A 10,010-nucleotide genomic window follows, 5' to 3' on the forward strand; every position below is an offset into this window, starting at 1 on the left:
GTCAGATGGCGCGGAGGCTGGGGCCGGGGTGCTGGGTCCGCTCCGGGGTGGTGTCGTGCATCAGGGCGATGTAGCCGTCCTCGACGGTGGCGCTGACGCGCTCCGCGTCCGGGGTGGGGGTGCCGGAGCTGATGACCCGGTAGGTGGTGCCGGTCATGCCGGGGGTGACGGTGACGGTGGGCAGGCCGGGCGGTGGGGCGGTGGCCGGCTGGGTGACGTGCCACACCATGCCGTTGGCGCGGGTGGCGAGGTCGCCGATGGCGCCCTGGAAGGCGATGCGGCCGTGTTCGATCACCACGACGTTCGGGCAGGTCTGCACGATGTCGTCGACGATGTGGGTGGAGAGCAGCACCGTCCGGTCGCCGGCCAGCCTGGCGAGCAGGCTGCGGAACCGCAGCCGCTCCTCGGGGTCCAGTCCCACGGTGGGTTCGTCGACGATCAGCAGTCGGGGGTCGTTCAGGATGGCCTGGGCGATGCCGACGCGGCGTTTCATGCCGCCCGAGTACGTTTTCAGCTTCCGGTGTGCGACATCGCCGAGCGAGACGAGGTCGAGGACCTCCTGGACCCGGCCCAGGCGGGCGCGCCGGTCGGTGATGCCCTTGAGCAGCGCCATGTAGTCGAGGAACTGGCTGGCCGTCAAGTCCGGGTACAGGCCGAGCTCCTGGGGGAGGTAGCCGGTGGTGGCCTTGACCTCTCGGCGCTGGCTGCGCGAGGTGAGGTCGGTGCCGTCCACCGCGACGGTGCCCGAGGTCGGCAGCAGCACCCCGGTCAGGACCCGCATGAAGGTGGTCTTGCCGGCTCCGTTGGGGCCGAGCAGACCGACCATGCCGACGGGCAGGCGCAGGCTGATGTCGTCGAGGGCGCGGACCTCGCCGCGCCGGAAGGTGACGGTCAGGTCGGTGATGGTCACGTTGGGCGCGGTCATGACGGGCTCCTCCTGGTGAGCACGAGCTGGGTAATCACGAGGGCGGCGAGCGCCATGAGCAGCAGGAAGGCGATGCTGAGGACGGCCTCGCCGCCGGTCGGGGTGATTCCCCGCTGCCTGGCGTCGAACAGGGTGCCGTGGAACCAGGCACCGGCCGGGTACTCGCCGATGGCTTCGAAGGGCGTGCCGGCGGGGGTGGGGATCCCGAAGCGCGGGCCGACCATGTTGCCCCAGACCCAGTAGCCGAACAGACCGATCCGGTACAGCACGGGCCCGGTTAGGTACGGGATGGTGACCGAGCAGGCCACGACGAAGACCAGCCCGGGAAGGATGATGGCGGCGAACGCCGCGAGGCCGACCGGGATCACCCCGGCCCCGCGCTGGGCGGTCAGGTAGCCGAGCAGGCCCACCCAGGCGACGACGACCGGTGTGATGGTCGCCGCGCCGGCGCCGATGGCCTTGCCCCACAGGCGCGGGCCGATGCCGGTGGGCGTCGAGGTCAGGAGGTCGCTCAGCCCCAGCCGGGCCTCCCGCCGGACGCGGTCGGCGAGGACGGCGCCGACACCGATCGGGCACAGCATGATGAAGTTGAACGCCCAGTCCGCGACCAGAAAGGTGTTGTCCGTGGTGCTGGTGAAACCGGGCGGGAAGGGCGATGCGCAGCGCAGCGCGATCAGCCCGATCACGACCAGCCAGACCGCCGGGCGGCGCACCTGCATCAGGTACTCGTAGCGGGCGGCCGCAACGGTCTTCGCCCACCAGGTGCGAGCTGCCGTCGGCGGGGCGGTTCGCTGAAGGACGGTGGTCATGCGGTATCGCTCCCCACAAATCGTTCGGGACGCCCCAGTAGCAGGCCGGCCGCGATCACGGCGGCGACGCCGACGGCGGGCAGGGCGATTCGGTTGACGGTCCATTCGTGCGCCGGGACCTTGGCGTCGACGCCCATGAACATGTACTGCGCCCGCAGCACCGTGTTGTCCAGGATGGTGGGCCGCATCAGGTACTGGGCCAGCCACAGGCCCCCGATCAGGCCGCTTGCGGCGGCCGGGCTGCGCAGGCCGATCGCGATGAGCATCGCCAGTGCGACCAGCCAGAACATCGGCGGGGCCCACACCAGGAGGTAACCGCCCGTGCCCTGCCCAACGGGCCATGCGTTCAAGGCGCGGAACACGACGGCGTCCAACAGCGTGACCAGGGCCGCTGGGGCCACCACCAGGCCGACACGCAGGAACAGCACCCGGCGGTAGACCGTAGTGGTCATGACCAGCTCGGCGCCGGTATCACGCCCCACGATCGAGGAGGCCGCGACGGCGGTGCCGAGCGGGGCGAAGCCCGCCAGGACCGCGCCGGCGGCGAGGTCGAGGTGCTCCGCGCCGGCCCCGGTGGCATGCATGACGATCACCAGGATCGCGCCGCCCAGCGTTGCCGCCAGTGCCGTCACCGGCGGGGCGATGCCGATGACCCGCAGCTCCAATCGGAGGCGGGCCCAGATGGACCGGTTCACGTCCACCTGCCGGCTTGTGCAAGCTCCGCGCCGCCGCAGGGTGTGTCGAGGTCTCGTTGCATGCCCTCAAGCCTGCTCACGCCGACCGGGACTCGTACCGACCGAAAGTACTGAAAGGGCGGACCGGACCGGTCCTTTTGGCCGGTACGGCGGCCGCGGCCGGTTCCGTAGCCTGAGCACCGTGAGGGTGATGGAACGGCTGGCCGCACTGGCCGCCAGGCGAATCGACGTGCTGCTCGGGCTGGCCTTCGCGGCGGTGCTGGCGGCGACGGCCTACCGGCATGCCGTCCACCCGGGTGGCCGGGGCTGGTTGCTCGACTGCGCGGCCGGTGCAGTGGTTTGCGTCGCGGCGCTGCTCCGGGAGCGCGACCGGCTGGTCGCCGCGGCGGTCGGCCTGTCCCTCGCGGCTGCCGCCGTCCTCGCCGCCGCCACCGGGTACCTGACGGGCCAGCCCGGTCTCGCCGCGTCGCTGGCGCTCACCGTGCTGGCCGGCTCCGCCGTCCGGGCACTGCCGCCCCGGCGAGCGGCCGCGGTCGCCGCGGCCGGGCTCGCGGTCACCGGACTCGGCTGGCTGGTGAGCTTTTCGCACGCCGCCACCCACTTCCACGTGGGCGTCCAGGGCTGGTTGGCCGGCCTCGGCACGGGGCTCGTCCTGCGCTTTCTGGAGTATCGCCGCCAGGCCGCCGCCGAGGCGGTGCGGCGAGACGAACGCCTTGCCCTGGCTCGGGAGTTGCACGATGTCGTCGCCCACCATGTCGCCGGCATCGTGATGCACACCCACGCCGCCCAGATCATGCTCCGCAAGCAGCCCGACCACCTCGGCGCCGCCCTGGCGGACATCGAACGCTCGGGCACCGACGCCATGGACGCCATGCGACGGGTGGTCGTCCTGCTCCGCGACGCGGAGGACGGCGCTGCTGTCACCGCGGGACCGGAGCAACTCATCGACCTGGTCCGCCGCTTCGAAGAGCACGGACCGGCCGTCGATCTCCGGCTGCCCACCGCGGCGCCGACGTGGCCACCCATCGTCACCACCACCGTGTACCGGGTCGTCCAGGAATCCCTGACCAACATCGCCCGCCACGCCCGCGGCGCCCGCGTGGCCACCGTCACCATCTCCCAGGACAGCACGGACATCACCGTCGAGATCGGCAACGATGCTCCGCCGCACCCCGCGATCCACGCCTCCACGCGCGGCGGCTACGGCCTGGTCGGCATGCGCGAGCGCGTCGAGGCACTGGGCGGTACGCTCGACGCCGGTCCGCGGCCCGGCGCCGGCTGGTCGGTTCGGGCCACCCTGCCCCTGCAAGCCGGAGACCGCCCGTGAGCATCAGCGTGCTGGTCGCCGACGACCAGGCCATGATCCGCACCAGCCTGCGCCTCATCCTGGAGGACGAGCCCGACATCACCGTCGTCGCGGAAGCACGCGACGGCGCCGAGGCCGTCGCGCTCGCCCGCCAACTGCGGCCCGACGTCTGCCTCATCGACATCCGGATGCCCCGCCTCGACGGCATCGACGTCACCCGCGCACTCGCCGGCCCGGGCATCGCCGACCCGCTCCGGGTCGTCATCGTCACCACCTTCGGACTCGACGACTACGTCTACGGCGCCCTGCAAGCCGGAGCCCTCGGATTCGTCCTCAAAGACGGCGACCCCACCCTCTTCACCGCCGCCGTGCGGGCCGCCAGCACCGGGGACGCCCTGATCTCCCCGTCGATCACTCGGCGCCTGCTCCGCAACCTCGCCCCCATCAAACCCTCCCCAGCCCACCGGCCCGACCCCGCGCTCACCGACCGGGAGACCGACGTCGTCCGCGCCGTCGCCCGGGGCCGCACCAACCAGGAGATCGCGGCCGCCCTCTTCATCTCCGTCAGCACCGTGAAGGGCCACCTCGCCGCGATCCAGAACAAACTCGGGGCCCGCAACCGCAGCGAGATCACCGCCTGGGCATGGGAATCCCGCCTCATGCCGGGCAGCGCAGATCAACGAAACGCCGGTAGCACCAGCACCGGTGGACCCAGTTCAAAGGCGCGTCGGCAGGCCCGGTCAATCGAGCCGGCTCCTCCAGAGCTGTGAGGGGACGCGGATGGGCGTTGGTTCGCCAGGAGTGAGATTGCTCGGCGTGCTTCGGCGGGGCCGGTGTCGGGCCGATTCCGTCCAGTTGGAGTTGATCGCCGGTCCCGGCCGTACGGCGCGAGTCGGTGCTCCGGGGCTCAGCGTTCGGGAGGGGCCGGGACCTGCCTGGGTCCTCCAGGAATCAGGCAGGTCCCGGAGAGCTCAGGAGCGGTCGTTCCGCGCCGTGACGCTCCGGGCAGGCTGGCCGCGCGGAAGCTCCCGTGCCCTGTGTCGCTCACCGCTGCGAGCCAGGGCCAGCACTGGCGGGGTCCGCGTGAGTAGCGCTTGACCTCGAAGCGCTGCACGATCTCCTGGTCTGCGAGCCACTTTTGCCACAGGTCGGCGGGCAGGCGGATCGGTACCGGTTGCCCGATCAGGGACAACTGGACGCCAGGCGGCGCAGGCGATGCAGTGGGTGGGCCACTCACATCGTCAAGCGGTAGCGGCTGGTCGCTCACGACGAACGCGTCCGGAGCGGGATGGTCGGGGCGGAGCTCATCAACGCTGAGCCGAATGTGCTGTGGTCCATAGGACTTCCAAGGGAGGGGATGGGATGTCTGCTGACATCCATCGGGAAATGCGCTGGGTGCCGGGGCGGCTGGACTGGTCACGGTGTGGGCCCAGCCGCCCCGGCGTGTTCTGTACGGGGGTGCGAAGGGGAAAGGGCGCAGGCACCGACCGGGCGGGGTGGTCAGTCCTGGGGTTCGGGTTCCACCAGGGAGTTGGCTGCGCTTCTGAGCCGCTGGACGATCTCGTCCACCAGGGCGTCGAGGCAGGCTTGTTCCTCCGGGTTGGCGGGGGCGCGCACCATCGTCGTGCTGAGCTCGCGTTGGATTGTGGCGACCCGGCGTCGAATGTCCTCCAGCACGAAGAACTCGAAGCGGCCGACGCCGAGCCTCTGGCGCGTATGCGCGCCTACCTCGAGTTCGCGGTAGCGCGGCCCCACCTGTACGAAGCCATGTTCTCGATGCCCTCGGACCTGGGCTTCGGGACCGCGAGCGCCCCTGAACCGCTACAGCGCGCCTTCGCGGCGATCCACGAGGTCTTCCCGGGCCCCGACCACACCAGAGCGGAAGTCGCCTGGGCAACCCTGCACGGCCTTGCCACCCTCCAGATGGGCGGACGCCAGCCGGAATCGCGCGTGCAGAGCCGACTGGAACACGCCCACCACATTCTGATCCAGTCGTGATCCGAGCAGAGGGTAGCCGATCAGCACCTGGACCCTCCCGGAGACCGAGCACCTGCTGCGGGTGGTCGACCCGTGGACGACACCTGCCGCCGCCAGATGAGCCGGCAGTTCACCGTGCAGGAGTCCCGCCACAAACTCGCGAGGGACATGTGCCACGTCAAGCGCGGCACCCTCACCATGAGCCGAGCCGTTGTCCACGAGACCTTCGGTGGACCCAAGGTCCTTGAACTACGCGAGGTCACCGAGCCGCACGCGCAGGCGGCCAAGTCCGGGTCCGGGTGGCCGCCGTCGGTCTCAACCCGATGGACTGAATCCTCATCTCGATGCCCGCACGGCGGCGCGACCTTCACCGCCCGCGCCACCAACTTGTCCTCCGGCAAGCTCAGCGCCGTCCCCGGCGTCGCCGGTGACCTGTGGATCGCCGGCGGCGGCAAGGGCCTGCTGCACTCCACCGACGGCGGCCGCAGCTTCACCACGCTCTCTTCGGTGCAGTCCGCATCCGCCGTCGGCTTCGGCAAGGCTGCACCGGGTAGCTCCTACCAGGCCCTGTACCTGATCGGTACCGTCAAGGGCGTCGCCGGAGTCTTTCGCTCCACCGACAAGGGCGCCACCTGGCTCCGCATCAACGACGACGCCCACCAATGGGGCAACTCGGTGCCGCCCGGACAGCACGTCTTCGCCGGCCAGCACAACCACGCCACCGGCGGGCGGGACGCCAAGGACGACACCTGCCGCGCCGACGCCGGGACCGCCGCAGGTGCCCTCGCGCTCCGGGGCGGCTTGGCCCCGCCGGGATGAGGGCCGCGCCAATCTCCGGCTCGACAAAATATTCCTCCCCGATCACGGCAACCTTTTTGCGCGCGGCGGCCACTGACAGGTAACCGGGGCCGAGACCAAGGCCCACTGCGCCAGAAGGACAAGCCGTTGCCAGATCAGAACCGCTCTCATCGCCGCCGTCCGGCAACCCGCCGTCTGATCGCCGCCGCCGTGGTGCTCGCCGCCGCGGGTGCTGCCGTACCGCTGGTCGCCCAGGCCGCATTCACGCCGAACGCCGGCACGCCGACCACGGTCGGCGACGCAGCGGCCGGCAGCGGCCGCTACTTCGGCACGGCAGTGGCCGCGGGCAGGCTCGGCGACTCGACGTACTCCAGCATTCTCGACCGGGAATTCAACGCGATCACCCCGGAGAACGAGATGAAGTGGGACACCACCGAACCCTCCCGCGGGTCGTTCAACTTCGGCCCCGGCGACTCGATCGTCAACCACGCCTCCGCGCACGGCCAGAAGATGCGCGGCCACACCCTGGTCTGGCACTCCCAATTGCCCAACTGGGTCAGTTCCATCAGCGACGCCAACACCCTGCGCAGTGTGATGGACAACCACATCACCACCGAGATGACCCACTACAAGGGCAAGATCTACGCCTGGGACGTGGTCAACGAGGCGTTCGCCGACGGCGGCAGCGGCCAGCACCGCAGCTCCGTGTTCCAGAACGTGCTGGGCAACGGCTTCATCGAGGAGGCCTTCCGCACCGCCCGGAACACCGACTCCTCGGCCAAGCTCTGCTACAACGACTACAACATCGAGAACTGGACCGACGCCAAGACCCAGGGCGTCTACAACATGGTCAAGGACTTCAAGTCCCGCGGCGTCCCCATCGACTGCGTCGGCTTCCAGAGCCACTTCGGCGCCGGCGGCCCCCCCGCCAGCTTCCAGACCACCCTGTCCGACTTCGCCGCGCTCGGCGTGGACGTCCAGATCACCGAGCTCGACATCGCCCAGGCGTCCGCCACCGCCTACACCAACACCGTCCAGGCCTGCCTCAACGTCGCCCGCTGCACGGGCATCACAGTGTGGGGCATCCGCGACAGCGACTCCTGGCGCACCGGCGAAAACCCGCTGCTGTTCGACAACAACGGCAACAAGAAGCCCGCCTACAACGCGGTACTCACCACCCTGGCCGGCGCCAGCAGCGGCACGCCGGGCGGCGGCATCAACTCCGGCAGCGTCTACACGCTCTCCGACGTGGCCGCCGGACGCGTTCTCGACGAGTACGCGGGACAGAACGGCAACGGCACCCCGCTCCAGGTGTGGGACGCCAGCGGCGCCACCAACCAGCAGTGGCGGGCCACCAAGAACAGCGACGGCTCCTACACGCTGACCAACATCGCCAGCGGCCGGGTCCTGGACGAGCCGGGCAACCAGACGGGCAACGGCACGAAGATGCAGGTCTGGGACTCCAACGGCGGCGCCAACCAGCACTGGAAGGCCGCCCAGAACAGCGACGGCTCCTACACCCTCACCAACGTCGCCAGCGGCCGAGCCCTGGAGACCCCCGGCAACCAGACCGCCAACGGCACCACCGTCCAGATCTGGGACTCCTGGGGAGCTGCCAACCAGCACTGGAACTTCAGCTCGTCCGGGTCGCCGACCCCGACACCGTCGCCGACGTCGACGACGACGACGGGCGGCACGTGCGCCCTTCCGTCGACGTACCGCTGGTCGTCGACGGGTTCGTTGGCGCAGCCGGCGAACGGGTGGGGCGCAGTGAAGGACTTCACCGACGTGGTGTACAACGGCAAGCACCTGGTCTACGCGTCGAGCGTGTCGGGGTCGTCGTACGGCTCGATGATGTTCAGCCCGTTCACGAACTGGTCGGACATGGCGTCGGCCGGCCAGACCGGGATGGGCCAGTCCGCGGTGGCGCCCACGCTGTTCTACTTCGCGCCCAAGAACATCTGGGTGCTGGCGTACCAGTGGGGCCAGTGGCCGTTCGTCTACCGCACGTCGAGCGACCCCACCAACCCCAACGGCTGGTCCGCGCCGCAGCCGCTGTTCACCGGCAGCATCCCGGGCGCCGCCCCGATCGACCAGACCCTGATCGCCGACGGCCAGAACATGTACCTGTTCTTCGCCGGTGACAACGGCCACATCTACCGGGCGAGCATGCCGATCGGGAACTTCCCGGGTAACTTCGGCTCCTCGTACACGACGGTCATGAGCGACTCGACGAAGAACCTGTTCGAGGCGCCACAGGTCTACAAGGTCCAGGGCCAGAACCAGTACCTCATGATCGTCGAGGCCCGGGGGGCGAATGAGCAGCGCTACTTCCGCTCATTCACGGCCTCCAGCCTGAGCGGTTCCTGGACCCCGCAGGCCGCCAGCGAAAGCAACCCCTTCGCGGGCAAGGCCAACAGCGGCGCCACCTGGACCAACGACATCAGCCACGGCGATCTGGTCCGCAGCAACCCCGACCAGACCATGACCATCGACCCCTGCAACCTGCAGTTCCTCTACCAGGGCAAGTCCCCCACCGCGAGCGGCCCCTACGACCAACTGCCGTGGCGACCGGGAGTCCTCACCCTGCAGCGCTAACCCGCCCGATCAACGGTGATCGCGATCAGGTGCAGTCTGCCGGCACATGGACGAGCGGTCTACGGCGTGGGCCACTCCACCTGCTGACCGACACTCCCGCCTCGAGGAACCCCAGCCGTGCGTCGGCTGGGGTTCCCCTCTTCGTGGACTCTCATCACGGGTACGGACCGAAGCACTACGACGCCACCGCGGATACCGCTTGCGGGCCGTGATGTCGCGCGCTTGCCGGATACCTCAACGGCCTTGAAGTCTTGGCCACTGCCAAGACCTGGACAGGTATCAACACGGACAGATCTCCTGAACGACGCCGCCCTGGGCGATACCCCCATCCGTCGTTCTCGCGGCCCAGGCGCAGCACCAGGGCGCGCAGGGCCTCGGGCTTGGCCGGTCGGCCCGGACGGCGGGGCGGGTAGGTCCACTTCTTCGCGACCAGCCTCGCGTGCCAGCGCAGCACGGTGCGCGGAGTGACCAGCAGCTTCAGCGCCGAACGGTGACGCTTGGCCAGCAGTCGCAGGAGGGCTGCGAGTATCGCGCGGTCCCGAGGGTGAAGGCTGGCTTGGGGCCGCCTCGTTCCAGGACGGCCAGCTGGCGTCGGAGCACCAAGATCTCGACGTCCTTGGCCGCGGAGGAGCGTGCCAGCAGTCGCAGCCAGCCGAGCAGGAGGCAGCCGAATCGCTAGACCAGACGGAACGTCACGAATCCCAAGCCTGCGCCGACGGGCTCACGAACACTTTCATGTGATCACATCGTGACCCTGAAGTCGCAGCTCAGCGTAGGTGACAGGTTTCTCGGCACCCACAGGCTTCGCTCGTGTTTCGCAGTTCCTGGTGGTCATGTTCCGGCGATTGCCCAGGCTGTAAGGACGGCCTGGATTTCTTCGGGTTCTGCCTGGTGGGGGCGTG

Annotated in this window: 8 protein-coding genes and 1 pseudogene; 5 read left to right on the plus strand and 4 right to left on the minus strand. The window is 69.7% G+C overall.

Annotated features, from left to right (window positions below; genetic code table 11):
• Position 1: 1 nt before the first annotated feature.
• Genes ABIA33_RS34235 through ABIA33_RS34245 form a run of 3 tightly spaced genes read right to left on the minus strand, consistent with a single transcriptional unit; the run spans position 2 to position 2,429 of the window.
• The gene (locus ABIA33_RS34235) at positions 2-925 is read right to left on the minus strand and encodes an ABC transporter ATP-binding protein (protein ID WP_370087350.1); all 924 of its coding nucleotides are present in this window, start codon (positions 923-925) and stop codon (positions 2-4) included.
• On the minus strand, positions 922-1,734 hold the full coding sequence (locus ABIA33_RS34240) for a hypothetical protein (protein ID WP_370087352.1): 813 nt from the start codon (positions 1,732-1,734) through the stop codon (positions 922-924). The genes ABIA33_RS34235 and ABIA33_RS34240 overlap by 4 nt, the downstream gene beginning before the upstream one ends.
• On the minus strand, positions 1,731-2,429 hold the full coding sequence (locus ABIA33_RS34245; protein WP_370087354.1) for a hypothetical protein: 699 nt from the start codon (positions 2,427-2,429) through the stop codon (positions 1,731-1,733). Before ABIA33_RS34245 ends, ABIA33_RS34240 begins: the two co-directional genes overlap by 4 nt.
• A gap of 190 nt (positions 2,430-2,619) precedes the next feature.
• On the opposite strand from ABIA33_RS34245, the gene ABIA33_RS34250 reads away from it, so the two are divergent.
• Together ABIA33_RS34250 and ABIA33_RS34255 are read left to right on the plus strand one after the other, a co-directional pair.
• The gene (locus ABIA33_RS34250; RefSeq protein ID WP_370087366.1) at positions 2,620-3,756 is read left to right on the plus strand and encodes a sensor histidine kinase; all 1,137 of its coding nucleotides are present in this window, start codon (positions 2,620-2,622) and stop codon (positions 3,754-3,756) included.
• Complete coding sequence (locus tag ABIA33_RS34255) at positions 3,753-4,505, plus strand: response regulator (RefSeq protein WP_370087356.1); 753 nt, start codon at positions 3,753-3,755, stop codon at positions 4,503-4,505. Before ABIA33_RS34250 ends, ABIA33_RS34255 begins: the two co-directional genes overlap by 4 nt.
• Positions 4,506-5,235: 730 nt before the next feature.
• Here the strand turns inward: ABIA33_RS34255 and ABIA33_RS34260 are convergent.
• The gene (locus ABIA33_RS34260; protein ID WP_370087358.1) at positions 5,236-5,412 is read right to left on the minus strand and encodes a hypothetical protein; all 177 of its coding nucleotides are present in this window, start codon (positions 5,410-5,412) and stop codon (positions 5,236-5,238) included.
• Positions 5,413-5,451: 39 nt separating this feature from the next.
• Here ABIA33_RS34260 and ABIA33_RS34265 point away from each other — a divergent pair, with 39 nt between their 5' ends.
• The 3 genes and pseudogenes from ABIA33_RS34265 (at position 5,452) to ABIA33_RS34275 (ending at position 9,108) form a co-directional block, all read left to right on the plus strand.
• Complete coding sequence (locus ABIA33_RS34265; RefSeq protein ID WP_370087360.1) at positions 5,452-5,733, plus strand: TetR-like C-terminal domain-containing protein; 282 nt, start codon at positions 5,452-5,454, stop codon at positions 5,731-5,733.
• 333 nt (positions 5,734-6,066) lie between these two features.
• Positions 6,067-6,531: pseudogene (locus tag ABIA33_RS34270) on the plus strand (WD40/YVTN/BNR-like repeat-containing protein); the annotation flags it as partial.
• A 174-nt stretch (positions 6,532-6,705) separates the two neighbouring features.
• Positions 6,706-9,108 (plus strand): non-reducing end alpha-L-arabinofuranosidase family hydrolase, encoded by a 2,403-nt coding sequence (locus ABIA33_RS34275; protein WP_370087368.1) that lies wholly within the window; start codon positions 6,706-6,708, stop codon positions 9,106-9,108.
• Positions 9,109-10,010 lie beyond the last annotated feature (902 nt).

Origin of the sequence: Streptacidiphilus sp. MAP12-16, from assembly GCF_041262165.1 — a bacterium.
In the GTDB taxonomy this organism is placed as follows: domain Bacteria; phylum Actinomycetota; class Actinomycetes; order Streptomycetales; family Streptomycetaceae; genus Streptacidiphilus.